The organism is Candidatus Palauibacter soopunensis (assembly GCF_947581735.1).
Lineage (GTDB): Bacteria > Gemmatimonadota > Gemmatimonadetes > Palauibacterales > Palauibacteraceae > Palauibacter > Palauibacter soopunensis.
Genome location: NZ_CANPVT010000002.1, coordinates 345,999 through 372,885, shown reverse-complemented (window position 1 = coordinate 372,885; position 26,887 = coordinate 345,999). Strand labels below are relative to the sequence as shown.

Sequence of the window (26,887 nt, the reverse complement as noted above, 5' to 3'; positions counted from 1 at the left end):
AGTCAGGGGGATCAGCCGAATGATGTGCATGCGCGACGTTGCCACGACTCTCGTCCTCGCCGTTCTCCCCGTGACCGCCGCCGCCTGCGGCACCGCGGACGCGGAGAGTCTCAGGAACTCGTCAAGTCAGGAGGCCGCGATGAATGCTCCGGGTTCCATGGCGGGGCGATCCACCGTCTACGCTCCGAACGGGATGGTCGCGACGAGCCAGCCCATGGCGTCGAGCGTCGCGCTCGGTGTGCTGCGCGACGGCGGCAACGCCTTCGACGCGGCGATCGCGGCCTCGTCCGTACTCTCGCTCGTCGAACCGCACATGACGGGGCTGGGCGGCGATCTGTTCGCGCTCTTCTGGTCCGCGGAGGAGGGTCGTCTCGTCGGCCTGGACGCGACCGGCCGCGCCGGGACCCACATGACGCCGGAACGGATCCGGGCGGACGGCTACGACCGCGTGCCGGGCTCGGGGCCGGGGGCGGTGACCGTGCCCGGGGCGATCGCGGGCTGGGGCGCACTGAACGAGAAGTACGGGAGCCGGCCGATCGCCGAACTCGTGGCGCCGGCCATCGCGCTGGCCGAGGAGGGCTTTCCCGTCACGCCGATCATCGCGGGTCAGTGGCAGGGGCAGTTGCGGAAGCTGCAGGCGGACCCCGGGGCCGCGGCAACCTACCTCATCGACGGCGAGCGGGCGCCGGAAGCGGGCGAGTGGTTCCGGAACCCGGACTTCGCTCGCACCCTGCGCACGATCGCGGCGGAAGGCCCTTCCGCCATGTACGGAGGCGAGCTGGGCACGCGGGTGGCGGAGGGACTCGCGGAACTCGGTGGCTACCTCACGCCGGAGGACATGGCGGCGATGGAGGTGCGCTGGGTCGAGCCGCTGTCCATGGACTACAAGGGGTGGACGATCTGGGAGTTGCCGCCCGCGGGCCAGGGCGTTGCCGCCCTGCAGATGCTGGGGATGCTCGAGCCGTTCGACCTGGCGGGGATGGGGCATAACTCGCCGGAGTACCTCCATCACCTGATCGAGGCCAAGAAGGTGGCGTTCGCGGACCTGGCCCGGCACGTCGGCGACGCCGACCACATGGAGATCGACCCGAAGCAACTCCTCGACCCCGACTACCTCGCGTCGCGGCGGGCGCTCATCAACCCGGCGGTGGCCGCCGAGCGGGTCGAGCCCGGCGAGTTCGCGACCGCCACGGAGACGATCTACCTGTCGGTCGCCGACCGGTACGGGAACATGGTCTCCTTCATCCACTCCATCTACGGCTCGTTCGGCTCGGGCGTCGTGGTCCCGGGGACGGGCTTCGTGCTGCAGAACCGGGGCGCCGGCTTCACGCTCGAGGACGGGCACCCGAACCAGGTCGCACCGGGCAAGCGGCCCTTCCACACGCTCATCCCCGGGTTCGTGACGCGGGACGGAGAGCCGCTGATGGCGTTCGGCGTCATGGGCGGGTCGATGCAGCCGCAAGGGCACACCCAGGTCGTCCTCAACATGATCGAGTTCGGGATGGACCCGCAGCAGGCGATCGACGCGGCCCGCTTCCGCCACATGGGCGGGCTCCGGGTCGCGGTCGAGCGGCTGACGGACGGACTCGAAGCCGGCATGAGCGCGTTCGGCCACGAGCTCGTGGACTGGGAGAGCGCCTCGTTCGGCGGCGGTCAGCTCGTCATGAAGCTGGACCGCGGCTGGGCCGGCGCGTCGGACCCCCGCAAGGACGGCCTCGCCATCGGCCACTGACGGCCGACGGCGAGGCCCCGGCGACGTTGGGCTAGCTGCCGGGGAGGCGGCGGCCGGGGGTCCAGGGGGCTCCGGCCGCTTCCAGGGCGCTTTCGGCGTTGGCGAAGGCACCGTCCATGAAGTTCCGGAAATCCGACAGCCACGCGCCGAAGTCCGTCTCGGCGATCTCCAGGTTGCGGCGGTGGGTGGCCGTCGGCGTCTGGCGCGTGTCCCAGTGGCCGCCGATTACGCGTCCCACGCGGTTCGAGATCGAGGGTACGGTGGGCTCGTTGAGGCGCTGCCGGGCCGGGTCGCCGAAGAGACGGATCGAGAACTCCTGAAGGCGGGCGCCTAGCGCATCGAGGTCCCCGAACAGGTCCAGCGGGGCGTCCGGCGCCTCGAGGAGGGCGGCCCGCATGTGACGCAGCCGGTCGCGGGCGCGGCCGACTTCCTCGCCCGCCGATGCGATGCGGCGCCTCAGCTCCGACGCTTCGTTCTGGAAGGCGACGACGGCCCCGAAGTCCGTGCCCGGATCGGCCGTGGGCACCGCCTTCACTCCGAAAGTCTGCGCCTGGCCGACCTCCCGCGCGCCTTCGGCCGTGACGACGACGAGTTGCGCGGAGTATTCGCCCGGGGCGACGAGGGGCCCCTGGGGCGGTCCCGCCCACGGCGGCGTGAAGCCGGGGACCGTGAGGTCGATCGGATCGGGCGCCGGGGCCCGCAGATCCCAGCTCACGCGGTGGAGTCCCTTGCTCGCGGGGCCGGCGACCCAGCGCACGGTCCGGCCGTCCGCGTCGGCGATCGCAACCAGCGCCCGCGGGCCGCTCTCGGTCGTCTCCTCGTTCAGCGCGTCGTAGCCGGGGAACGTCACGTCTCCCCCGGCCGCTCGCACTTCCGCTTCGGCCGCGCGGCGCGCCTCCGCCATCGTCGTCGGTGTCTCCGGCAAGTAGTAGGAGATCACGGCGCCGAAGTCCGGGTTCGGAGCCGTGTAGTCGTCCGACCCCAGCGTCGGCTTGCCGCGCGCCTGCATGGGGACCGAGGGGACGTACCACCAGGCGTCGCGAACCGGGAACAGCGCTCCGCCGTCCGCAGCGGCCATCGCGGTGTTCTCCCCGCCGGCCAGCTCGCGCAGCGGCGTATAGTCGTCCAGCACGTAGAAGCCGCGGCCGAACGTCGACCCGACCACGTCGTTGTCGCGCCGCTGGACCTCCAGATCGCGGTGCGGGATCGTCGGCCCGGGGAGCATGTGCCAGTTCTCGCCCCCGTTCACGCTCGCGTACATCCCGAACTCCGCCCCGAGGAAGAGGAGGTTCGGGTTCAGGTGGTCCTGTTCGATCGCCCACAGGATCGTCCCGTTCGGCAGATCGCCGGAAATCGAGCGCCACGTGCGGCCCCCGTCGTTGCTCTCGAACACGAGCGGCCGGAAGTCGCCCTCCTTGTGGTTGTCCGCCACGGCGAAGACCGTCGCCGCGTCGAACTGCGACGCCTCCACGTCATTGATGAACGCCCGCTCGGGCACGCCGGGGAGGGCGCCCGCGAGCCGCCAGTTCGCGCCGCCGTCCTCCGTCGCGTGGATGAGTCCGTCGTCGCTCCCCGTGTAGATCACGCCCGCCGTCACCGGCGACTCGGAGATCCCGGTGAGGGTCGCGTACTTGGACATGGCGCCGTTGTCGATGAGGTCGTCCACGCTCCATACGCGGCCCATGAATTCCAGTTCGTAGCGGTTTACGTCCGTCGTCAGATCGCCGCTGATCGCCGTCCAGGAGTTGCCCCGGTCGTCGCTCGCCCAGACGCGCTGCGAGCCGTGGTAGATCCGGTCGGGGTCATGCGGGCTGATGAGGACCGGCGCGTCCCAGTTCCAGCGTTCGGGCGGGTCGCCGGGCGCGGGCTGCGCCTGGATGTCGAGCGCCTCCTCGCTGCCCCGGTCGTAGCGGTAGAGGTTCCCCTGCTGCGTCTGCAGGTAGAGGATGTCCGGATCCCTCGGGTCGATCTGGACCGCGTACCCGTCGGCCCCCATGGGCACGTACCAGTCCCGGTTCCGCACGCCCTCGATGTTCGTGGTGCGGGCGGGACCCCACAGGGTGCCGAGGTCCTGCGCGCCGCCGAGCACGTTGTAGAACGGTTCCGCGTTGTCGAGCGTCAGCTTGTAGAACTGCGAGATGGGCATGTTCGGGAAGTGCCGGAACGTGCGCCCGTCGTCGAAGCTCTCGTACAGCCCGGCGTCCGTGCCGACGATCAGGTGCTGCCCGTCCTCCGGGTCGATCCACAGCGCGTGGTTGTCGCTGTGCTTCTCCCGCCCCGTCTCGAGGTTGCCGAAGGTCGCGCCCCCGTCCCGCGTGACCTGGATGAACACGTCCATCTGGTACACGACGTCCGCGTCGTGCGGCGAGGCCTCGATCTCCTGGTAGTAGTGGGGCCCGGTGCCGCCGGAGATGTAGGAGTTCCGCCGCTCCCAGCTCTCCCCCTTGTCGAGGGACCGGTAGAAGCCGCGCTCCTCGTCGTTCGCCTCCATGGTCGCGTACACGACCTCGGGGTTCGCGGGCGTGACGGCGAGTCCGATCTTTCCGACATCGCCGCTCGGGAGTCCGGCCGTGATCCGGCGCCAGTTCTCGCCGCCGTCGGTCGACTTGTAGATGCCCGAGTTGGGTCCGCCGGCGAGGTGTCCCCAGATCTTGCGCCGCCGTTCGTACGCCGCCGCGTAGACCATGTCCGGGTTGCCGGGGGCGAACTCGATGTCGGTGACGCCGGTGTTCTCGTCGATCTCCAGCACGAGCCGCCACGAGTCGCCGCCGTCGGTGGACTTGTACACGCCCCGGTCGCCGCCCGGTGCCCAGAGCGACCCCTCGGCCGCCACCAGGATCACATCGCTGTCGCGCGGGTCGATGAGGATCTTGCCGATGTGCTCCGAATCCCCGAGGCCGACGTTCTCCCACGTCTCCCCGCCGTTGCGGCTGCGGTAGACGCCGTCCCCCCAGCCGACGTGGCGCCCGCTCACGTTCTCCCCCGTCCCCACCCAGATTACGTCCGGGTTGTCGGGATCGATCGCGACATCGCCGATCGAGTACACGGACTCGTCCTCGAAGATCGCGTCCCACGTCACGCCCGCGTTCGTCGTCTTCCACACGCCGCCGGAGCCGACCGCGATGTACCACGTGCTGCTCCGGTGCGGGTGCACGGCGATGTCCGCGATCCTGCCGCCCATGAGCGCGGGGCCGATCTCGCGCAGGGGCAGGCCGGCCACGACCTCCGCCACGAGCGACTGATCGACCTCCTGGGCCCGAACCTCCGGCGCCCAGGCGGGTGAGGCTCCGGGAAGCCCCATCAGGACGCCCAAACCGACCACCAGCCGCGCGCGCGACGCACGCCGTCTCGACGAATCCGTCATCTCGCTGCTCTCCTTCTTGCCACGGGCAGGCAGCCCGTGCCGGGGTTTCTGCGAAGATTCCGCCGGATACGCTATCTCGGTAGACACGGGGCAGACAGGGCACGGCGAGCGACGAACGGACACGGCGGACGCTGCGGAATGAGGGGGAGGGCGACGCGGAGGCGCCCCGCCGCGAGATCGCGTCAGTTCCTTCCGGGCGACCGCGACCGCCAAGCCGCGGCCAGCGCCCGGTCGAACGTCATGAGGTCGTCGGGCTCCCGCCGGATGCAGGAGGCAAGATGAACGAGGTCTCGCGCCTCCAGCCCGGGATGGTTGTTCGCGAGATTCCGAGCGGTCAGGACGTCCGCCTCTTCCACGGCCCACACTTCGTCAATGCAGGCTTCCGCGAGCGTGAAAGCGTCGTCGAGGGCGGACAGTCGGTGGCCCTTCAAGTAGAAGTTGAGCAGTTCCTGGAGCACTTCCGCGGATGTGACGAGATGGTCATCGCGTGCCAATGATCTAGCGATGAACTCGCGCGCCTCCCGACGCAGCGGGTGCTGACGGCCGACGTGGTATATGAAGACGTTCGTGTCGACGAAGATCACGTGGTCTCGATCCCGGACAGTCTGGACTCCGAGATCACTCGCTTCACTTCGGGCCAGTCGGGTTCAGGAGCGTCGGACCGCCGCGCATCGCACGCGGCGTTGAACTCGCGAAGTTCCTCCAGAGTGAACTTGCGCGGACGGGCCGCGGCCAGCCTCTCGTCAGCGGCTTCGCGCAACCACTGCCCGAGAGACTTCCCCTCTCGACTGGCCTGCGCCTGGTAGCGGACCTTTTCCGCCTCTTTGACGACGAAGTGAATGCGGGACACGATCGTTTTCTTCCCCCGGCCTCACGCCGATTGTCGGATTTCAGACAAGTAGATTAAAACGTTGGCGTCGACGAAGATCATACGCCGGGATCCGGGAACCGAGTCTCGACGAGCATCCGCTTGGTTTCCTCCCCAGCTCGGCTCCCTGGCGCCGGGGGGATGCATCGCGTCGCACTTGGCGGCGAACGCCTTGAGTTCCTCTACGGTGAACAGGCGTGGACGCGCGGCCTCCAGTTTCTCGTCGGCCGCTTCACGCAGCCACTGCGCGAGCGATTTCCCCTCGCGGTCGGCCTGGGCCTGGTAGCGGAGCCTGGCGCTTTTCTTGACGACGAAGTGAATCCTCGACATTGACCTCTCTTGGGTGTGCATGACTGTGACACATGCACAATATGATGGTGCATGTCGGTCGAGTCAACGTCCGAGGGGTGGGGCGGTGGGGGGTGGGCGGCGGTGATTTGTCGCCTGCTCGTAGGCGTAGCCGAAGCCGAGGAGCATCGCCTCCGTGAACGGACGGCCCAGGAACTCGAGGCCCACCGGAAGGCCGTCGTCCGTGAATCCCGCGGGCACCGTGAGCGCCGGGAGCGCCGTCAGCGGACTCAGCGAGCGGTTGTCGCCGAGGGCGTAGCGGTCGGCCGGGGCGGGGTTCGTCTCCACATCCTCGGCGATCAGGTCCGGCGGGTGGTCGAAGGTGGCGTAGACGAAGGCGTCGAGGTCGTGCTCGGCCATCGTCGCCATGACGTCCTCTCTCACCCGGTCGCGCGCCAGGAGGTATTCCAGGTAGCCGGGATCACGGGTCGTCTTCCCCAGGAGATCGGCCATGCCGGCGGCCCGCCACGGGTTGACGCGGCCGCTCAGCAGAATGGATGCGAGCGTGCGGTACGGCGGGTCGCGGAGTTCGGCGAGGTAGGCATCCGTCACCTCCTCGGTCTCGTAGGAGTTGGCGCCGAAGACGGTGCTCACCTGCTCGATTCCGGGGATTGCGACGTCGAATACCTCGGCCCCCAGGTCGCGGAGAGTGCCGATCGCCGCCTCCATGCGGGCGCGCACCTGCTGGAACCCGTCCGATGATGTGTCCACGGAGCGGTCCATCGGCTCGCGGATCACGCCGATCCGGGCGCCGGTCAGCGCCCCCGCGTCGAGTCCGGCCGCGTAGGAGTCGGGAACCTGGCCCACGGAATACGCCGTCACGGGGTCGTTGGGGTCGTAGCCGGCGATGACGTCGAGGAGGATGGCCGCGTCCATCACGGTGCGGGTCATCGGACCCATCGTGTCGGTGGTGGGGTTGGCGGGCATCATCCCGAACCGGCTCACGAGGGGAAGCGTGGGACGGAGGCCGACGAGCGAGGCCACCGCCGCCGGGCCCCGGATGGAGCCGCCCGTGTCCTCGCCGATGCCGATGAGGCCGAGATTCGCCGCCACGCCGGCTCCCGTGCCGCCGGAGGAGCCGCTCGGGTTCCGCCCCGTGTCGTACGCGTTGCGGATGATCCCGAACCCGGACCCCACGTAGCGCGAGGCGAACTCGCCCATGTTCGTCTTTGCGATGATGAGGGCGCCCGCCTCCTTCATCCGCGTCACGATGGTCCCGTCCCGCTCCGACATGTAGCCCGCGAAGAGCGCCGACCCGTAGGTCGTAGGCATGTCGCTCGTCTCCACCTGGTCCTTGAGGAGGACGGGGACGCAGTGCAGCGGCCCGGTGGGGCCGCCGGACGCGAAGGCGGCGTCAAGGGCCCGGGCCTCCTCGAGGGCGCGCGGGTTGACGACGGCGATCGAGTTGAGAAGCGGCCCCTGCTTGTCGTACGCGTCGATGCGCGCCAGGTAGGCCCCGACCAGACCCTCGCACGTGAGGTCGCCCGCCCGGAAAGCCGCGTGGACTTCCGCGACCGTCGTCTCCTCGACCGCGAATGACTGCGCCGCGAGCGGGACTCCGCCCGCGACGAGCGCGATGATCAGGATGAGCGACGGCAACGCCGAGCCGTCGAAGAAATCGCGCAGGCTCACTTTTGCACGTGTCTTCATGGTTCCGTCCCCTCGTTGAGAATGGCCAGATACGGCTCGTAGGCGAAGACACGGTCGCGTGCCTTGCCCGTAATCTCCCGGACGACCCCGAACCGCTCCAGTGCCTTCACCGCGGATGACACGGTCGGGAAGGACAACTCGGTTTGCCGGACGAGGCCGGGGAGGTCTCGGACCGGACGGTCCCGGAACGCCTGGTGAATACGCAATCTCGAACCCGCCGCCCGCCCGGAACGCTCGACCCGCGCGCGGTCTTCCTCGAACCGCTCCTGCATGCGCTGCGCCTTGGCGACGGCGTCGGTCGCGGTCTCCGCCACACCGTCGAGGAAGAACGTGAGCCACCGCTCCCAATCGCCGGTCCGCCGGACCTCATCGAGGAGGGCGTAGTACGTATCGCGATGTTGCTTCAGATAGAGGCTCGGGTACAGCAGCGGCTCTCGCAGTACGCCATCGTGGCAGAGCAGGAGGGTGATCAGCAGTCGGCCCACGCGCCCGTTCCCATCGAGGAAGGGATGAATCGTCTCGAACTGAACGTGGGCCAGACCGGACCTGAGGATCGGGGACAGGCCCGCAGCGGGAAAGTGCAGGAAACGTTCCAGCCGCGACATGCATTCTTCGACCGCATGCGCGGGGGGCGGGACGAAACTCGCGTTTCCGGGCCGGGTGCCGCCGATCCAGTTCTGGGAGCGCCTGAACTCGCCCGGAGCCTGTTTGTTGCCTCTTCCGCTACGGAGCAGAGTGGCGTGAATTTCGCGAATGAGACGGTTGGAGAACGGGAACCCCTCCCGCATCCGCCGCAGCCCGTGTTCCAGGGCGGCCACATAGTTGGACACCTCTGTGATCTCGTCGAACGGAGCACCTGTTTTCGGTTCGAGTTCGAAGAGAAACAGATCCGAGAGCGAGGACTGGGTGCCCTCGATCTGGGAAGAGAGGACCGCTTCCTTGCGGACGTAGCTGAACAGGAAAATGTGGGGATCGGAAAGGAGGGAGGCGAAGCTGTCCAAACTGCCGAGGGCCAGCGACGCCTTCTCCAGCGGGTCCAGCAGGGTCTTCAGGTCCAGGTCCGGCTGCGGCGGAAGGGGCGCGGGGACGAACGCCCGGACCGTCTCGCCGCCTGCCGCGCTTGTCTCGTAGCGACCGGTCGCACCGCGGATCATGGGGACAGCGCCTGGTTAAGTGATTTGAATAGCGTGCGCCGCTAATAAAAAAACATGCCCCAACCTTTAATTGCGAGGGTTTGAGCGCAAGGCATGAGCGGATGGCCCACGCCCCCGAGACACGGTCGGCAACGCCATGGACTCGGGTTCAGCCCCGGATGCCGCAGAAGCGGATGGCGGTGACGGCGAGGATGCGGGCCAGTTCGACCAGGTCGGCGGCCCGGATGCTCTCGTCGGGGCGGTGGGCCTCGCGGACGTCGCCGGGGCCGAAGAGCACGGTGGGCACGTGGCCGTGGTTGACGAGGAGCCGCATGTCCGCGCCGTAGCGCACGCCCCCGACGCGGGGTTCCGTGCCGCCGAGTGACCGCACGGCGCCGGCCAGGGTGCCGACCACAGGGTCGCGCGCGTCCGTGCGGGCGGGGGCGAACTGTGCCCCGATCCACTCGACCGTGGGCGGGTGGTCGCGCAACCAGGCGTCACCGGACGCGGCCTCGGTCACGGCATCCTCCAGCGCGCGTTGCGCCCCGGCGAGGTCTTCTCCGGGCGCGACGCCGTAGCGGCCCTCCACGATGAGGCTCTCGGCCACGGTCGAGGGCCAGATCCCCGCCCGGAGCCGTCCCATGGTCAGGGCGTACGGCAGCGCTTCCCCGCGGAACAGCGGGTCGGCCACGTCGCGGTTCCGGACCGCCTCGAGGGCCCGGAGTCGCCGGAAGATGGGAATGAACTTCTCTACCGGGTCCACGCCCTCTTCCCGCATCGCCCCGTGCGCGGCGAGGCCGGGGACCGTGAGCCGGAAGCTGAGCGCGCCGGCCTGCGCGGGCGCGATGACGAACTCCGTCGGCTCGACGACGATCGCCCCGTCCCCCGTGTGCCCGCGCTCGATCGTCGCCAGCGTCCCAGCCCCGCCGTCCTCCTCGCCGATCACGCTCTGTATCTGGAGCGCGCCGTCCAGTTCGATCCCCGCGTCGCGCAGCGCCCACGCCGCCGCCAGCGCGCCGCACACCTGCCCCTTCATGTCCACGACCCCGCGCCCGAACAGGCGACCGGCGCGACGCGTGAGTTCGAACGGCGGGTGCGTCCAGCGCTCGACCTCGCCCGCGGGGACGACATCGACGTGCCCGTTCAGGATCAGCGTGCGGCCTTCGCCGCGTCCCATGCTGCCGACGACTCCGAGACCTTCGTGACGCTCCACGTCGGCGGTGTAGGCGGAGTGTCGGCGCAGCCGCTCGAAGTCGATCTGCCACACGTCCGTCTCGAGGCCGATGGCCCGCATCTCCTCGGCCACCCGCTCCTGGGCCGGCGTCTCGCGGTTCGCGACGCTCTCGATCGCGATCAAGTCGGCCAGAAGCGCGAAGAGCCGGTCCGCGTCCACCGCCTCAACGGCGCGGCGTTCCTCAGGGGTCAGCGCGCGATTGTCGTCCGGCATCGTCTCCCTCTTGCCTGCGTGGATCGCGGAGTATGCCACCGGCGGGGCCGCCGGGGCGACCCGGCACCGGTGGTCTCGTCCGCGCGTTGCGCAACGGCTACCGTACCGGCGGAAGCAGGACCCGGCTCAAACGAACCACGGAGTATGATCGATGCGCGTCCGGACACGACATTCGTTCACGAGACTGGCCGCGGCGACGCTGGCCATCGGGATGCTGGCCGCCGTCCCGGTCGCGGCGCAGTCCGTCACGCCCGCGGGGGACCCGGGTCTCGGCCGTCTTCTGGCGGAGATCGAGCGCCTGGCGCCCGGCAGCGGGGGCACGGTGGGCGTCGGCGCCGTCCACATCGAGACGGGCCGCGCGGTGTGGTTCAACGAGGACGAGCGCTTCCCCATGGCCTCGACCTACAAGGTTCCGATCGCGGTGCAGCTCCTGTCCCGGGTCGACCGCGGCGAGATCTCGCTGGCGGACATGGTCGAACTCGAACCCTCCGACATCCATCCCGGCAGCGGGACGATCTCGAACCTGTTCGACGACCCCGGGGTGGCGCTCTCCCTCCGGAACCTGCTCGAACTGATGCTCCTCATCTCCGACAACAGCGCGACGGACCTCACCCTCACCGCGGCCGGCGGCCCCGACGCCGTGAACGCGCGCATGGCGGAACTGCGCGTCGACGGACTGAGCGTGGACCGTCCGACCTCGTCGCTGATCGGCGATTATTCCGGCGTCGAGACCCCCGCGGACGGGCGCATCTCGATGGCGGAGTTCCGGGAACGGGCCGCGGAGGTGACGGCGGACGAGCGCGGGGCGGCACGGGAGGCCTTCTCGACCGATGCGCGCGACACGTCGACGCCCCGCGCGATGGCGCACCTGCTCGCCATGACCTGGGCGGGCGAGGCGCTGGGCTCGAAGAACACGGAGGTCTTCAAGGACGTCATGCTGCGAGTGCAGACGGGCACCGGCCGCATCAAGGGCGTGCTGCCGCCCGGCACCCCGGTCGGCCACAAGACGGGGACGATCGGCGGGACCACCAACGACGTCGGGTACATCTACCTTCCCGACGGGGCCGGGCACGTGATCACGGTCGTGTTCGTGAAGGACTCCGAGCGGCCGGTCCCGGCGCGCGAGGCGACGATCGCCCAGATCTCCCGCGCGATCTACGACTACTTCCTGTTCAACCCCGGGAGCCCGGGGGATCCGGCCGCGGACCGCGCCAACCCCCGCTACGGCGTGTGGAAGCTGCGCTCCGACGCGCCGCCCCCGGCTCTCAACGTGATGACCTATGAACCCTGGGGGGACGGCGGGATGAAGATCACTGTCGAGTCCACCAACACCCGCGGCGGCGAGGCGAAGTGGAGCTACGACACGATGTTCGACGGCGAATTCCGGCCCGTGACCGGGCGGGACGGGGTCGAGACGGCGGTGGAGGTCGTGGACCGCTATACGAACCGGATCACGAGCCGGCGGGACGGCCGCGTCACGCAGGTCATCATCAACGTCCTGTCCGAGGACGGAAACCGGATCGACAACGAATACCGGAGCACGGACGCGGACGGGAACGAGCGCGTATCGCACGCGGTGTACGAACGCATCGGCGGGTGAGGCGGTGAGCGAGGCGATGGCCAGGGACTACGACGCGATCATCATCGGAGCCGGCGTCATCGGCGTCTGCACCGGATTCGAACTGGCCAAGCGCGGGTTCCGGACGCTCAACGTCGACAAGCTCCCCGCCGCCGGGTACGGCTCGACCTCGAACACCTGCGCCATCATCCGCCTCCACTATTCGACCCCGGACGGCGTCGCCATGGCGCGCGAGTCCTACTTCTACTGGCTCGACTGGGGGAAGTACGTCGGCGTGCCGGATCCCTCCGGGCTCGCGCGCTACGTCAACACCGGCTGCCTCGTCACGAAGACGGAGAAGAACCACCACCTGCAGCGGGTGAAGGAGAGTCTCGACGAACTCCACGTCGCGTACGAGGACCTGGACGCGGAGGGGATGAGGGAGAAGCTCTCCGTCCTCGACACGCGGCAGTTCGGGCCTCCGGTGACGGAGGAGGATCCGGGGTTCGGCCGGCCCTCGGGCGGCAACGTGGCGGGGGCCCTCTATATCCCGGAATCCGGCTACATCAACGACCCGCAACTGTGCTGCCACAACGTCCAACTCGGGTGCGAGGCGCACGGGGGCGAGTTCCGCTTCAACACGGAGGTGACGGAGATCCTGCGGGAGAACGGGAGGGCGGCCGGGGTTCGACTGAAGGACGGGTCCGAAGTCCGGGCGCCTGTCGTCGTGAACGTCGGCGGTCCCCATTCCTTCGTCATCAACCGCATGGCGGGGGTTGAGGAGGGGATGAACATCAAGACGCGCGCCCTGAAGCAGGAGGTGTGCCACGTGCCCGCGCCGGAGGGCGTCGACTATAACGTCGTGGGGATGCTGATTTCGGACAGCGACATCGGGTGTTATTCGCGGCCGGAAGTCGGCAATCACATTCTGATCGGTTCCGAGGATCCGCCGTGCGACGATCTGGAGTGGGTGGAGGACCCGGACGACTATGACAATACGTTCAGTTATCAGTGGAGGACGCAGGTCCTGCGCGAGGCGCAGCGCGTGAAGGGACTCCCGGTCCCGGAGGCGCGGCAGGGACTCGTCGACCTCTACGATGTGTCGGACGACTGGATCCCCATCTATGACAAGTCGGACCTGCCCGGCTTCTATATGGCGGTGGGGACGTCCGGGAACCAGTTCAAGAACGCGCCGGTCGCGGGCCAGCTCATGGCGGAGCTGATAGAGGCGGTCGAGGACGGGCGCGACCACGACGTCGATCCGGTACAGTTCCATATGAAGTATACGAGGCGGGACTGTGATCTCGGATTCTTCAGTCGACTCCGGACGATGAACCCGGATTCGTCCTACTCGGTCATCGGCTGACCTTCAGGCGTGATGCAGCGCCGCTCGAAGGCAGCGGAGCGTGTCCCTCGGGCTGCCAGCCCGCCGGGGCGACTGAAATCCGCACTCGGGGCGGGCGTCTTCCGGTCCGGGCGCCTGTGGGAGGAGCGGCCGCTACGCCGCCACTACGACGTCGTGATCATCGGGGGCGGCATCCACGGGCTCGCCACGGCCTACTATCTCGCGAAAGACCACGGCGTCCGGGACATCGCCGTGCTCGAGAGCGAGTACATCGGGTTCGGGGGATCCGGGCGAAACACCGCGATCGTGCGGGCGAACCAGCGCACGCAGGAGAACGTCCCCCTCTATGACGAGGGCCTGAAGCTGTGGCCCATCCTCACGGACGAACTCGACTTCAACCTCATGTTCCACAACTGCGGCAACGTCAACCTCGCGCACAGCGAGGCGGCAGTAGCCGCGTTCCGGCTCTCCATCAACACGGCGAACTTCTGCGGGGTGCGCTCGGAACTGTTGGATCCGCAGCAGTGCAAGGAACTGGTCCCGGCGCTCGACGTGTCGGACCGGCCCGCGCACCCGATCCAGGCCGGCATGTACCACCCGCCCGGGGGCGTCGTGCGGCACGACGCGGTGGTGTGGGGACTGGCCCGGGGCGCCAGCCAGCACGGGGCCGCCATCCACCAGGGCGTCGAGGTCCGGGGGATCGACACCGAGGGCGGGCGCGTGACGGGCGTGCGGACGAGCGCGGGGCCGATCGGGTGCCGGAAGCTCGGGATCATGGCGGGCGGCTACGGGCCGGCGGTCGCGGCGATGCTCGACATCGAACTGCCCGTGAACCCGCTCACGATCCAGGCGATGGTCACGCAGCCGCTGAAGCCGTTCCTGCACCACGTCGTGAGTTCCGGGGCGTACCACGTCTACGCGAACCAGACGCTGAAGGGGGAGATCGCGACCGGCGCGCACATGGACCCGCAGGTGAACTACACGACGGATGTCACGGCGGGCTACTTCAAGCATCAGGCGGAGTCGCTGACGGATTTCATGCCGTGCCTGAAGGGCGTGCGGTTTCTGCGCGTGTGGGCGGGGCTCGCGGACATGACGCCGGACATGGCGCCCATCCTCGACGGCAACTTCGCCCACGAGGGGCTCTACCTGGACGTGGGCTGGGGATACTTCGGCTTCAAGTCCGGGCCCGTGGCGGGCAGGTACATGGCCGAATTCATGGCGCGCGAGGAGGCGCCGGACATCCTGCGCCCGTTCGCCCTGCGCCGCTTCCTCGAGAACCGGTACATGGGGGAGACGGCCACGACCATGAAGTACGGGCAGTGGGACTGACGGTGCCGTGACGTTCCGGTTGACGTGCCCGGTGTGCGGGAAGCGCGACGTGTACGAGTTCACGTACGGGGGACCGGAGCGGGGGCCGAGGCCGGCGGAGGCGGAGCCCGCGGCCGACCCGGATCCGGCGGCCGGATCGGATCCCGGGGCCGCCGCCGAGGCGCACTTCCGGTGGGCGCAGTTCCGCATGAACCGCCTGGAGCCGCACGAGGAGTGGTGGCACCACGGGGCCGGCTGCGGCGTCTGGTTTTCGACCTGGCGCGACCCGGCCACGAACCGGGAGACGCGGCCCGGCGGCGGCGACGCGGGCGAGAATGAGGCGAGCGGGGGAGATCCGTCGTGAGCCGGCTGCCGCCCTCTTCGACGGAGCGCCTCGACCGTTCGCGCCCGCTCGATTTCCGCTGGTGCGGGCGCGCGCTGGAGGGGTTCGAGGGAGACACGGTCGCCTCGGCCCTCTGGGGGGCGGGGATCCGCACCTTCGGCCGGAGCTTCGAGTATCACCGGCCACGGGGCCTGTACGACCTGGAGGGGGAAGGGTCGAGCCAGCTCGTCTCGATCGACGGCGTGCCGAACCAGTCGGCGGGGACGGCGCCGCTGCGCGAGGGGATGGAGGTCGGAGCGCAGAACGTGCGCGGCGACCCGCGGTTCGACGCGTTCGGTTTCCTGGACCGGCTCGACCGGTTCATGCCGGCGGGTTTCTACTACCGGCTCTTCCACCGGCCCGCGTGGGCCGCCCGGTTCTTCCAGGAGCGGATGCGGGCGCTGGCCGGCCTGGGCGTGTTGAGGCTGGACGCGGCGGAGCGGGCGGACGCGGGGGAGCGGGCGGAGCGCTATCTGCACGCGGACGTGGCGGTGGTCGGCGGCGGCCCGGCGGGGCTGTCGGCGGCGCTCGAGGCCGGACGGCGCGGCCTGCGGGTGTGCCTGTTCGAGCGGCGGCCGTGGCTCGGTGGGCACCTCGACTGGCGCGTGCGGGACGGTCGCCCGCTGGCCGATGACGTATCGGCACTCGTCACGCAGGTCGAAGGGACGGACTCGATCCGCGTGGTCCGGCACGCGCCGGTCACAGGGATCTGGGGCGAGAACCTGCTCACGGGCTTTCAGCACGGCGGGGCGGAGCGCGCGGCCGGCGGCGCCACCGCGGGCGGCTCCGCGACGATGCCGTTCGACCGGGGACCACGGGAAGTGCATTGGGAGTGTCGCGCGCGGACGATCGTGGTCGCGACGGGATCGATCGAGCGGCCGCTCGTGTTCGAGCACAACGACCGTCCGGGCGTGATGCAGGTCGATACGGCGATTCGGCTCGCGCGGACCTATGGCGTCCGGCCGGGCGCGGCCGCCGCCTTCAGCGTGGGCGACGACCTCGGGCTCGAGGCGGCCGCGGATCTGGCGGCCTTGGGTGTGGACATCCGCGTCGTCGCCGACGCCCGGCGCGAAGGGCACGACCCGGAGCTGGTAGACGCCCTCTCGGCCGCGGGGATCGACTTCCGGCCGGGATGGGCCGCGACCCGGGTGCGTGGGCGAGGCCGGGTGCGGGGCGTAGAGGTGGCGGCGCGGGCGGGGAGCGGCGCCGGGGGTGGCGGGGCGGGCGACGCGCTGCGCGTGGCGTGCGACCTGCTGGTGGCGAGCGCGGGGCGGCAACCGGACATCGGGGTCCTCTCATGCGCCGGCGCGCGGTTCCGCCACGGCGAACGCACCCGGACCTTCGAGCTCGAGCGCCTCCCGCCCGACGTGTTCGCCGCGGGCGGTGTTCTTCGGCTCACCGATCTCGAGGCGCTCACCGGTTCCGGACGGATCGCCGGGCTCGAGGCCGCCGCGGCGTGTGGCACCGACGTCGCGGGGGCGCTGACCCGGGAGCGCGCGCGCCTGGCCGACCTGCCGGGGCCCGCCCGGGGCTCCTCGATCGTCCGCGGACCCGCCGCCGGACGGCGTCTCGCCCCCGGCCGCAAGGCGTTCCTCGATTTCGACGAGGACGGCACGTGGAAGAACGCGGCCCAGTGCGCCGCCTACGCCTTCGACGTGCCCGAACTCGCGAAGCGCTTCGGGAACTTCGGACTCGGCCCCGGGCAGTACCGTGTGCCGGGCCAGAACCTCGCCATGGCGATGGCCGAGATCGCGGGGCGGCCGGTGGGCAGCTTCGCCGCCACCACGGTGCGCCCGCCGGTCATCCCCCCCTCCCTCGCGACGCTCGCCGGCCCGAACCACGACATCCACAAGCGGACCCCGCTCCACGACGACCAGGCGTCGCGGGGCGCCGTGTTCCGACGGGCGGGGCCGTGGCAGCGGGCGCGCTACTTCAGCGAGGATCGGGAGTGCCTGGAAGAGATCCGCAACGTGCGCGAGAACGTCGGCCTCCTCGACAGCTCGCCGCTGGGAAAGTTCCGGATCTGGGGACCCGACGCCCTGCGCGCCCTCCAACGCGCCTACGTCTCCGACATGACGCGGGCCCGGCCCGGCCGCTGCGCGTACTCGGCGATGTGCAACGACACGGGCAACATCATCGACGACGGCGTCGTCGTGCGGACGGGCGAGGACGAGTTCTACTTCACGACGAGTTCGAACCGGGCGGGGACCACGGTCGAGTGGCTCCGTTTCCACACGCGGTACGACGGGTGGGACTACAACCTCGTGAACCTCACCGACGCCCTCGCCTCCATCAACGTGGCCGGGCCGAACGCGCGGCGGGTGCTGGAGAAGATCACGGGCGCGGACCTCTCGGACGAGGCGTTCCCGTACCTCGGCTGCCGCGAGATCGAGGTGGGAGACGGCGTGGCGGCGCGGTGCCTGCGCCTCGGGTTCGTCGGCGAGTTGTCCTATGAACTGCACGTGCGCGCGAGCTGTGCCCGGTACGTGTGGGATCTGTTGTGGGAGGCCGGGGCGGAGTACGGCATCCGGCCGTTCGGGCTGGAAGCGCAGAACTGCCTGCGGGCCGAGAAGGGACACGTGATCATCGGGACGGAGTCCGAGCAGCGCGTCACGCTCCTCGACATCGGCATGGGCTGGCTCTGGGACCGCGAAGACCTGGCCTCCGGCAAGGTGGGCGCCGCGGCGCTGCGCCACTGCGAGGAACAGGCCGGGCGGCTGAAGCTCGTCGGACTCCGGATCGACGACGGCGACATCGCCCACCGGCCCGAGGACGGGGCGCTCGTCGTGGACGGGGAGCGGATCGCCGGCTTCGTCTGCACGACGCGGCACAGCGCGACGCTGGGCTGGCAGTACGGACTCGCGCTCGTCGAGGACCGGTTGGCGGAGCGGGGCCGTTCGCTCGACCTGTACGAGTCGCCGGGCCGGCGGACCGTGCGTTCGACCGCCACCGTGGTGCCTCCCCACTTCTACGATCCGAAGGGGCAGCGCCTGCGGATCGCCCCCGAAGGGCGCCCGCGCCGGTCCGGCGAGGCGTCATCGCAGCCGGCGCCCGCGGCCCATCGCCGGTCTCCGGTCCGCTTCGACGCCGCGCCCGCCCGCACCGAGCGCCGGGCCGGCTGGAACGTGGTGCTCGACTACGAAACCGACCGCGCCTCCACCGACGCCCTGCGCCAGGCCTGCCTCATCGACCTCAGCCACCGCACACGCTGGGACGCCCAGCACCGCAACATCCGGGCCGTGCAGCCATTCGGCCTCGACGTGCCGCGCACGCCGGGAGACGTCCAGGTCCGCGACGGGCTGATGATCAACCGCATGAACGGGACCCAAGCCTCGATCTGGCACGTCGGACCGGGCGCACCCCCGGCCATGCCGGACAGTCCGCATTACACGGACACGACCGACTCGCACTGCTGGCTCGCGCTGCTCGGAGACTCCGTTCAGGAGGTACTGGAGAGCGTCACCGATCTCGACCTCCTCAACCCGGTGCGCGCGCGCCCATTCCTGACCCAGGGGCCCGTCCTCCATGTCCCCTGCCAAGTCGTCACCTGGCGGGACGACGCCGTCCTGATCGCCTTCAGCCGCGGGTACGCACAGGCCTTCGTCGAAGCGCTCCTCGAATCGGGTCGCCACGCCGGGCTGCGCCCAGCCGGCGAGCGGGTGTTCACCGACTGGATTCACGCGCTGGAAAGCTGAAACGTTCCCGCGGGAACGCTTCGGGCGGCTGCGGGGCACGGCCGCCGAGCCCGTTGGGCGAGGAGCTCAGGAGGCGGCGGAGAGGGCCCGGTCCAGATCCTCCTTCAGATCGTCGATGTGTTCGAGGCCGACGGACATGCGGAGCAGGTTCTCCGGAGCTCGGGTCGTCGGACCTTCGACGGACGCCCGGTGCTCGATGAGGGAGTGGGTCCCCCCGAGACTCGTGGCGCGGGCGATGACCTTCACGTGGGCCGCGACCGCGAACGCCTCTTCCTGGCCGCCCGCGACGTCGAAGGACAGCATGCCGCCGAAGCCGGACATCTGACGCGCGGCGAGGGCGTGCCCGGCATCGTTCTCCAGGCCCGGATAGTGGACCCGCTCGACGCGCGGGTGGGCGTCGAGGAAGCGGGCAAGCTCCATGGCGTTGGCGCAGTGCAGGGCCATGCGCGCGGCGAGCGACTCCAGGCCGCGCCTCGTGAGCCAGGCGTCGAAGGGCGACGGCACGAGGCCGCCGTCCTTCTGGATCTTCCGCAGTGCATCGAGCGTCCCGCCCGGCTCGCGCACGATGACCGCGCCGCCGGTCACGTCGCTGTGGCCGCCGAAGTACTTGGTCGTGGAGTGCATGACGAGATCCACGCCGAAATCCAGCGGCCGCTGCAGGAGCGGCGTCGCCCACGTGTTGTCGCAGCACGAGATCGCCCCGCCCTCCCGGGCGATGCCGGCGAGCGCCTCGATGTCGGAGATGCGGATGAGCGGGTTCGACGGCGTCTCCATCCACACGAGGCGGGTGTTCGGCCGCATGGCGGCGCGGACGGCGTCGAGGTCGGTCATGTCGACGAAGCTCGCCTCGATGCCGCGCTCGGCGAACGAGTCCCGCAGGAGAACGCCGGTCCCGTAGTACGCGTCGTCCGCGGCGACGACGTGATCCCCCGGCGCGAGCGAGAAGATGACGGCGAACGTCGCCGCCATCCCCGAGGGGAACGCGACGGCTTCCGGCCCGCCCTCCAGCGCGGCGAGCGCCGCCTCCAGCAAGGCCCGGTTCGGATTCCCGCTGCGGGAGTAGTCGAACCCGCCGGGGTACGACCCGTCCTCCCCGCGCTCGAAGGTGGTCGAGAGCGTGATCGGGGGCGCGATCGCCCGACTCGTCGCGTCCGGGTCCATGCCCGTCTTCACCGCCAGCGTTTCGATTCGCATTTCCGACCTTTCCGGGGGCACCGGATCAGCGTCGTCCGGCTCGGAGGGCACCGCCGATGAGGACGCCGACGGGGCCGATGACGAGCATCACGATGGGGTACCATGCGGGCCCGTACGGGTCGCCGGACGCCGAGAGGCCGGCGAGCGAGGCGAGGCTGAAGAAGACGAGAATCGCCGCCAGGACAACCGCATGGAGCCGCGGCGCGCGCGGGGCGGCGAGGGCCGCGAGGAAGCCCGCCAGAACGGTGACCGCGAGGCGCACGCCCAGGCTCGTGAAGATGAACGCGGCGCCCGGAGCCATCTCCGGTTCGACGCCGAACAGCGACAGCATCAGCCGGCCGGCGAGCACCGAGCCCAGCGTCAGCACCACGAACCCCAGGATGACGGCGGCGACGCTGCGCAGGATCGAGGCGTCGTTCATGCTCGACCACGTCTCGACCGCCTCGTCGAGGTTGGGACGGTAGCCCGGGGGCGATCCGGAGTCGGTCATCCGTCCCTCTCCATGACGGGCAGGACGATGTGCGATGCCCGGTCTCCGGCGTGGTGGATCACGTTTTCCGCGACCTCCCATTCCGTCTCGTCATAGTTGTTGCCGCCCGTGTTCAGGTTGCGGTCGAAGCGGGGGAAGTTGGAACTCGAGACCTCGATCCGCACGCGGTGGCCGGGCGCGAACCGGTGCGCCACGGAATGGAGGTCCACCCGGACGGGATAGACCTGTCCCTCCTCCATCATCGCGGGTTCCTCGTATCCGTCCCGGTAGCGCGCCCGCATGATGCCCTCGACGATGTTGATGGCCCGTCCGTCGGGATGCACGTCGAGGAGCTTCACGGTGAAGTCGGTGTCCGGGGCGCTCGAACTCACGTAGAGCCGCGCCTCGAGCGGGCCCGCGATCTCGAGGCCGCCGTCGCCGACCGGATCGCCGGTGTACACGAGGACGTCCTCGCGTTCCTCGATGTCCGACTGGTCGAACGCGCCGGGCTGGTCATCCGGGTTCCCGGTGCAGCAGACGGATCCGCCGCGGGAGGGGACGGGGTCCGCGGGGTCGTAGACGAACCGGTCCGCGGGTTCCTCGCCGGGGGCCTCCGTGGACAGGACGCCGTCGCCGAGCCGCGTGTTCGCGTTGCCCTCGCTGCGGAGATAGAGGCGGGTCATCTCGGCCCCGGGGGGCGGCCAGGTGTCGGCGGACGCCCATTCGTTCCGGCCCATCACGTAGTAGTGGACCCGGGGGATGTCGGTGACCCCGTTGTCCACGCCCTTCAGCCAGTGGTCGAACCAGGCGAGATAGAGGGAACGGTACGGCAGGCGGGCGTCGCCGAAGTCGACGTCCCCGACCACGGTGTTTTCCGTGGCGCGCTCGGACATGCAGTGGCTGGTGGGAGAGAGGATGGCGTACTGGTGCGCGCCGCCGCGGTCGCTCACCGCGTTGTCCTGCATCATCCGCCACTGCTGGAGCGTCTCGTTGGCGCCGAGGTCGTACCACGAGTTCACGTGGAGCGCCGGCGTGTCGAACCGGTCGGCGTCGCTCAGGTATCCGAGTCCGTCCCACCATTCGTCGGCGAGCGGCGTGCTCATGACCTCTTCCCAGTCCGTGTCCCGGTCGGGCGGGCCGTACTTCCGCATGAGGTCGACGGTGGGTAGCTCGCGGAGCGCGGCGAACATCTCGACCTGCGGCGGCGGCTCGCCCCCCGGCCGCTTCCGGCCGTTGCCGCGGAACCAGCCGAAGCTCGCGGAGAGCCCGAAGGCGCCTCCCTCGAAGATGCCGAAGTAGCCGTACCGTCCGCCGGCCGAGCCGACCGCCCCGCCGGCCGCGAGCGGGATGGCGGCGGCGTGCGCCGGGTGGCGCTGCGCCATGAGTTGCGTCTGGTTCTCCCCGAGGTAGGAGCAGCCGAAGGTTCCGACCTTCCCGTTCGACCAGGGCTGGGTCGAGGCCCACTCGACGGCGTCGTAACCGTCCTCGCGGTCCGCCGCGGACAGGAGATAGTCCCCTTCCGACGCGTACTTGCCGCGCACGTCCTGGACGACGACGGCGTATCCGTGTCCCGCGAAGAACCGCGCCGGAGAGATCGCGCCGGCCCGATAGGACGCCTTGTCGTACGGCAGCCGGATCATGACGACGGGCAGGCGGTCGCCGCGGTCGGCGGACTCGACCGGCAGATAGAGGTCCGTCGCGAGGCGAACCCCATCCCGCATCGGGACCATGAGGTCCGTCTCGACCCGCACCTCGAACGTCGGTTCGGGGGCCGCGGAGGGATCGTCCGGGTCCTGCGCGAAGCGGTCGAGGGCGGCGGATCCTTCCGGCATGCTTCCGCCGTCGGCGACCCGCGTCGCGGGCGCGTCTCCGCCTCCGGAACAGGCGGCGAGCGCTACGGCCAATGCGAAGACGCGGCCCGGCCGAGAATTGTCCATCGGTTCCCACTCCCCAAGATTCACGCGTTCGAAACTGTTCTCGAAGATGACACGACCCCCGGCCACGTAGCGAGTGACGACCACCATGGCTTCGGACCTCCACGAGCGCATCTGCAACGTCGTCGCCCGGATTCCCGCCGGTCGCGTCGCCACCTACGGGCAGGTCGCGCAGCTCGCCGGACTCGGCGGACAGGCCCGTCTCGTGGGTTACGCGCTCTATGCCTCCGACCGGCCGCTGCCCTGGCACCGGGTGATCAACGCGCGCGGCGAGATCAGCCCCCGCGGCGACTCGTACTCCGAGATGATCCAGTACCAGTTGCTGGCCAACGAAGGGGTGGAATTCGACAAGTGGGGACGCATCTCGCTCAAGCGTTTCCGCTGGAACGGGGAGATGCCGCCCCCGGCCAGCCCCTCGCCTCCCTCCTGATTCCGGAGCCTCGCATGCGTCGTGACTCTCGCGCTCATCCGGTTCGCACTTTGGCCCGCGTCCTGCTCGTCGCCCTGGCCGTCGGTGGCTTCAGGGCGCCGCTGCTCGCGCAGCAGACCCGCGTCGAGACCGCCAGCGGGAACGTCGACGGCCTCCTCGTCGACGGGATTCGCTCCTACAAGGGGATTCCCTTCGCGGCGCCGCCCGTGGGGGACCGGCGCTGGAAGCCGCCCCAGCCGGTCGAAGCGTGGGGGCGGCGGACGCTGCGCGCGCAGAGCTTCGGGCCGGAGTGCATGCAGACCCCCTACGGCGCGGGCTCGTTCTTCGGAGGTCCCCCCGCCCCGACGGCGGAGGATTGCCTGTACTTGAACGTCTGGACCGGAGCCGCCGACGCCTCGGAGCGGCGGCCGGTCATGGTCTGGATCCACGGGGGCGCGCTCACGCGGGGGTCCGGCTCCACCGGCATCTACGACGGGACGGCACTGGCGGAGAAGGGCGCGGTCGTGGTCACGATCAACTACCGGCTCGGACCGTTCGGCTACCTCTCGCACCCGCTCCTCACGGCCGAATCCGAACACAGATCGTCCGGCAACTACGGGGTCCTCGACCAGGTCGCCGCGCTCGAGTGGGTGCGCGACAACATCGCGAGCTTCGGCGGCGACCCGGACCGCGTGACGATTTTCGGCGAGTCGGCCGGCTCGTGGAGCGTGAACACGCTGATGGCGACGCCGCTGGCGGCGGGACTCTTCCACCGCGCCATCGGGCAGAGCGGGGGGCGGTTCGGGCCCATGATGCGCCTTTCGGAGGCGCCGGAGGGCGGACGCTCCGCGGAGGAGATCGGCGCGGCGTTCTTCGGGGCGCTCGGGGCGGAGACGCTGGAGGACATGCGGCGGCTCTCCGCCGCGAGCGTGATGGCGGGGCTCGAGACGCCGGCCGGGCGCGGCTTCAGGACGGCGGAGAACGTGGACGGCTGGGTGCTGCCGACGGACGTGACGACGGCGTTCGCCGGGGGCGCACACAACAACGTCCCGGTGCTCGTCGGGTTCAACGCCGATGAGATGACCTCCCTCTCGTCCCCGAGATCCGTGCCGGAGACGCTCGACGCGTGGCGCGAGTGGGTCGCGGGCCGTGTCGGCGACGATGCGGAGAGCTTCGACGCCGCCTACCCCGTGAAGGAGGAGGGCGAGATCTTCGACGCCTTCATGCGAAGCCGGGGCGACGCCCTGTTCGGCATCCAGATGCGGACGTGGGCGCGGGCGTCGGAAGCCGCCGGCGCGGATGCGTGGCTCTACTACTTCACGCACGAGCCGCCGGGGCCCGCGAAGGACTATCTCAAGTCGTACCACGCGGCCGAGATCGTGTACGCCTTCGGCAACGTCGGTCCAGGCGAACGGGAAGCGGTGGACCGCCGGTTGGCGGAGACGATGTCCTCCTACTGGGTCAACTTCGCCGCGAACGGCGATCCGAACGGTCCCGGGCTGCCGCCGTGGCCGGCCTACACGCGCGACTCCGAGGCCCATCTCGTGCTGGGGCCGACGGTCGAGGCGGGAAGCGAACTCCGCACGGCCCAACTCGACTTCTGGGAGCGGCGCCTGCGCGCCGGCACGCCGTGATGCGTCGGCGAGCCACGGGAGGACTCAGGGGAGCACCGCGGTGAGCGGGCCGCTCAACCGGCGACTCGCCGGGATCCGCGCAGAGAAGGAGGCCGCGCGTCCCGCCGCCGCGACGGAGGTCATGGCCGCGGGCACGGAGGCGCTGCGGAGTTCCGGCATCCTCGACCGAGTCCCGGGCGTGGGCGACCGGGCGCCGCTCTTCGCCCGCCCGAGCGTGGCCGGCCCCACGGTCCGGCTCGCGACGCTCCTCAAGCGGGGGCCCGTGGTGCTCAGCTTCTTCCGGGGCCGCTGGTGACCGTACTGCCGCGAGGAGCAGGCTGCTCTTCAATCGGTTCTCCCAGAGATCAGGGCGAAGGGGGGCCGTCTCGTCACGCTCTCCCCGCAGCTCCCGGAGTTCGCCCGCGGCTGGATCGAGGAAGACGGCATCGAGTTCGACGTCCTCCTCGACTTCGGGCTCGGCGTGGCGCGCGACTACGGCCTGACGTTCACCGTCGACGGAGAGCTGCGCACCCTGTACCGCGACGGGCTCGGCATCGACCTCGCCCGCTTCAACGGCGACGAGTCCTGGGAACTCCCGCTCACGTCCACCTTCGTCATCGACCGCGACGGAACCATCGTCTACGCCTCCGCCGACCCCGACTACACGGCGCGCGCCGAACCGTCCGAGGTCCTCGCCGCCATCCCGACCTAGCGTGCCCGAATCCCCGCGGGAGGTGCGGCTGCTGCATGGGGTGCGGGGGCGGATGCGGGACGGGGTGCGGCTTTCGGCGGATGTCTATCTGCCCGCTTCCGGAGGTCCCTTCCCCACCATCCTGACCCGGACGCCGTACGAAAGCGGCCGGGACGTGTTCATCGACAACGGCGTCTGGTGGGCCGAGCGCGGGTACGCGTTCGTGGTCCAGGACTGTCGCGGCCGGTTCCAGTCCGAGGGCGTGTTCCACGCGTATCTCCCCGAGATCGAGGACGGGCACGACACGCTGGAGTGGGTGGCGGGGCAGGCGTGGTGCGACGGGAAGATCGGGATGTGGGGGCGCAGCTACGGCGGGCTCACGCAGTGGCTCAGCGCGCCGCTCGGCAGCCCGCACCTCACCTGCATGGCGTCGCACGTGATCTGCGACGACCACTTCGGCGACTGTCACTACCTGGGCGGGGCTTTCCAGTTGCTCCTCTCGCTCGCAGCGGCCGTGATCTGGGAGACGAACCTCGCCATCGTGACCGGCCCGCAGGCCGCGCGCCTGTTTCAGAACCCGAAGTTCTGGGCCCATCTGCCGCTCATCGAGATGGACGAGCGCGCGATCGGACGGAAGATCCCCTACTGGCGGGAGTGGCTGGAACACCCGACGCGGGACGAGTACTGGCGGCGCCTCAGGGTCACGGACCAATACGACCGCGTCACGGCGCCGGTGTTTCAGCAGGGCGGGTGGTACGACGCGTATCCGGGGTCCCTGCTTCGCATCCACGAGGGGATGTCGGGGGCGGCGACCCCGCGCGCCCGCACGCAGAGCCGGAGCCTGCTCGGGCCCTGGTCGCACGAGGTCCCGGAGACGAGGACGGTCGGGGACCTCGACTTCGGCCCGGACGCCTGGGTGGATGTGCGGGAGGAGGAGCGGCGCTGGTTCGACTGGCAGCTTCGCGGCGTGGACGACGGGATCGGCGAAGACCCGCCGCTGCGCTGGTTCACGACGGGCGCCAACCGGTGGCGGGAGGGCGCGGAGTGGCCGCCGCCGGGGACGGAGGAAGTGCCCTGGTATCTGCACAGCCGCGGGCGCGCGAACCGGGGCGACGACGCCCGGCTCGATCCGGAGCCTCCCGGGGACGAGCCGCCGGACCGCTTCGAGTACGATCCGCGCGATCCGGCGCCCTCACTCGGGGGCAATCTCTCTTCCCGGCTGATCACGACCCACGCCGAGACGCCGATGCGGGGCGGCCCCGTCGAGCAGGCGCCGCTCGAGCGGCGGCCCGACGTGCTCGTCTACACCTCGCGGGTTCTGGAGGACGATCTCGAGGTCACGGGGCCGGTCGAGGTCGTGCTCTACGCTGAATCTTCGGCGCGCGACACGGACTTCGTGGCGCGGGTGACGGACGTCGATCCGGCGGGAGGATCATTCGTATTCACAGAGGGGATCCTGCGCGCGCGATATCGAGGGGGGTTGGACCGGACGGAGCTTCTGGAGCCGAACGAAGCCACCGAGTTCCGGATCCGGCTCTATCCGATGAGCCACGTGTTCCGGGCCGGCCACCGGATCAGGCTTCAGATCACGAGCAGTTGCTTCCCCCGCTTCAGCCGCAACCTCAACACGGGGGAGGACGTGGGGACGGGCACGCGCATGCGGACGGCGCGGAACACGGTCCTGCACACCGCCGCATATCCTTCGTGCGTGCGGCTTCCCGTCGCGGCGGCGGCGCCCGGCTGA

20 protein-coding genes and 1 pseudogene are annotated in these 26,887 nt (G+C 70.2%); 11 read left to right on the top strand and 10 right to left on the bottom strand.

Going from position 1 to position 26,887, the window contains the following annotated elements:
* The first annotated feature begins 28 nt into the window (after positions 1 to 28).
* The gene (gene ggt / locus RN901_RS01890; protein WP_310755233.1) at positions 29 to 1,732 is read left to right on the top strand and encodes a gamma-glutamyltransferase; all 1,704 of its coding nucleotides are present in this window, start codon (positions 29 to 31) and stop codon (positions 1,730 to 1,732) included.
* Positions 1,733 to 1,763: 31 nt separating this feature from the next.
* Here the strand turns inward: ggt and RN901_RS01885 are convergent, their stop codons facing one another.
* From RN901_RS01885 to RN901_RS01855, 7 genes are all read right to left on the bottom strand, one after another.
* A complete protein-coding gene (locus tag RN901_RS01885; RefSeq protein WP_310755230.1) occupies positions 1,764 to 5,096 on the bottom strand; it encodes a hypothetical protein in 3,333 nt (1,110 codons plus the stop codon).
* A 182-nt stretch (positions 5,097 to 5,278) separates the two neighbouring features.
* Positions 5,279 to 5,680 carry a type II toxin-antitoxin system VapC family toxin gene (locus RN901_RS01880; RefSeq protein ID WP_310755227.1) on the bottom strand — a complete coding sequence of 134 codons (402 nt, stop codon included), beginning with the start codon at positions 5,678 to 5,680 and terminating at the stop codon, positions 5,279 to 5,281.
* A complete protein-coding gene (locus tag RN901_RS01875) occupies positions 5,677 to 5,946 on the bottom strand; it encodes a hypothetical protein (protein WP_310755225.1) in 270 nt (89 codons plus the stop codon). The genes RN901_RS01880 and RN901_RS01875 overlap by 4 nt, the downstream gene beginning before the upstream one ends.
* A 21-nt stretch (positions 5,947 to 5,967) precedes the next feature.
* Positions 5,968 to 6,294 carry a hypothetical protein gene (locus tag RN901_RS01870; RefSeq protein WP_310755223.1) on the bottom strand — a complete coding sequence of 109 codons (327 nt, stop codon included), beginning with the start codon at positions 6,292 to 6,294 and terminating at the stop codon, positions 5,968 to 5,970.
* Positions 6,295 to 6,357: 63 nt separating this feature from the next.
* Entirely contained in the window at positions 6,358 to 7,962 is a 1,605-nt protein-coding gene (locus RN901_RS01865) for an amidase family protein (protein WP_310755221.1), read from the bottom strand.
* Positions 7,959 to 9,116: a Fic family protein gene (locus RN901_RS01860; protein WP_310755220.1), complete on the bottom strand. Its 1,158-nt coding sequence runs from the start codon at positions 9,114 to 9,116 to the stop codon at positions 7,959 to 7,961. Before RN901_RS01860 ends, RN901_RS01865 begins: the two co-directional genes overlap by 4 nt.
* A gap of 148 nt (positions 9,117 to 9,264) precedes the next feature.
* On the bottom strand, positions 9,265 to 10,542 hold the full coding sequence (locus tag RN901_RS01855) for an ArgE/DapE family deacylase (protein WP_310755218.1): 1,278 nt from the start codon (positions 10,540 to 10,542) through the stop codon (positions 9,265 to 9,267).
* Positions 10,543 to 10,693: 151 nt separating this feature from the next.
* Here RN901_RS01855 and bla point away from each other — a divergent pair, with 151 nt between their 5' ends.
* Genes bla through RN901_RS01830 form a run of 5 tightly spaced genes read left to right on the top strand, consistent with a single transcriptional unit; the run spans position 10,694 to position 18,833 of the window.
* The gene (gene bla, locus RN901_RS01850) at positions 10,694 to 12,142 is read left to right on the top strand and encodes a class A beta-lactamase (protein WP_310755217.1); all 1,449 of its coding nucleotides are present in this window, start codon (positions 10,694 to 10,696) and stop codon (positions 12,140 to 12,142) included.
* 4 nt (positions 12,143 to 12,146) lie between these two features.
* Entirely contained in the window at positions 12,147 to 13,466 is a 1,320-nt protein-coding gene (locus tag RN901_RS01845; protein WP_310755215.1) for an FAD-dependent oxidoreductase, read from the top strand.
* A 12-nt stretch (positions 13,467 to 13,478) separates the two neighbouring features.
* Positions 13,479 to 14,777 carry an FAD-dependent oxidoreductase gene (locus tag RN901_RS01840; RefSeq protein WP_310755213.1) on the top strand — a complete coding sequence of 433 codons (1,299 nt, stop codon included), beginning with the start codon at positions 13,479 to 13,481 and terminating at the stop codon, positions 14,775 to 14,777.
* 7 nt (positions 14,778 to 14,784) lie between these two features.
* Entirely contained in the window at positions 14,785 to 15,120 is a 336-nt protein-coding gene (locus tag RN901_RS01835) for a sarcosine oxidase subunit delta (RefSeq protein WP_310755211.1), read from the top strand.
* A complete protein-coding gene (locus tag RN901_RS01830; RefSeq protein WP_310755209.1) occupies positions 15,117 to 18,833 on the top strand; it encodes a 2Fe-2S iron-sulfur cluster-binding protein in 3,717 nt (1,238 codons plus the stop codon). The genes RN901_RS01835 and RN901_RS01830 overlap by 4 nt, the downstream gene beginning before the upstream one ends.
* Positions 18,834 to 18,899: 66 nt before the next feature.
* Here RN901_RS01830 and RN901_RS01825 read toward each other — a convergent pair whose 3' ends face one another.
* From RN901_RS01825 to RN901_RS01815, 3 genes are read right to left on the bottom strand one after another with little or no spacing between them, the layout of a single operon-like run.
* Complete coding sequence (locus RN901_RS01825; RefSeq protein WP_310755207.1) at positions 18,900 to 20,027, bottom strand: PLP-dependent transferase; 1,128 nt, start codon at positions 20,025 to 20,027, stop codon at positions 18,900 to 18,902.
* 25 nt (positions 20,028 to 20,052) lie between these two features.
* Positions 20,053 to 20,517 (bottom strand): hypothetical protein, encoded by a 465-nt coding sequence (locus RN901_RS01820; protein ID WP_310755205.1) that lies wholly within the window; start codon positions 20,515 to 20,517, stop codon positions 20,053 to 20,055.
* Positions 20,514 to 22,520: a CocE/NonD family hydrolase gene (locus RN901_RS01815; RefSeq protein ID WP_310755204.1), complete on the bottom strand. Its 2,007-nt coding sequence runs from the start codon at positions 22,518 to 22,520 to the stop codon at positions 20,514 to 20,516. Before RN901_RS01815 ends, RN901_RS01820 begins: the two co-directional genes overlap by 4 nt.
* Between RN901_RS01815 and RN901_RS01810 the strand changes: the two genes are divergently transcribed.
* From RN901_RS01810 to RN901_RS01790, 5 genes and pseudogenes are all read left to right on the top strand, one after another.
* On the top strand, positions 22,519 to 22,860 hold the full coding sequence (locus RN901_RS01810; protein WP_310755202.1) for an MGMT family protein: 342 nt from the start codon (positions 22,519 to 22,521) through the stop codon (positions 22,858 to 22,860). The genes RN901_RS01815 and RN901_RS01810 overlap by 2 nt on opposite strands.
* Before the next feature lie 14 nt (positions 22,861 to 22,874).
* Positions 22,875 to 24,473, top strand: coding sequence for a carboxylesterase family protein (locus RN901_RS01805; protein ID WP_310755200.1), 1,599 nt, complete (start codon positions 22,875 to 22,877; stop codon positions 24,471 to 24,473).
* A 40-nt stretch (positions 24,474 to 24,513) separates the two neighbouring features.
* Positions 24,514 to 24,768 carry a hypothetical protein gene (locus tag RN901_RS01800; protein WP_310755198.1) on the top strand — a complete coding sequence of 85 codons (255 nt, stop codon included), beginning with the start codon at positions 24,514 to 24,516 and terminating at the stop codon, positions 24,766 to 24,768.
* Between the two features lie 12 nt (positions 24,769 to 24,780).
* Positions 24,781 to 25,164 (top strand): annotated as a pseudogene (locus RN901_RS01795) (redoxin domain-containing protein); the annotation flags it as partial.
* Position 25,165: 1 nt separating this feature from the next.
* Complete coding sequence (locus RN901_RS01790) at positions 25,166 to 26,887, top strand: CocE/NonD family hydrolase (protein ID WP_310755196.1); 1,722 nt, start codon at positions 25,166 to 25,168, stop codon at positions 26,885 to 26,887.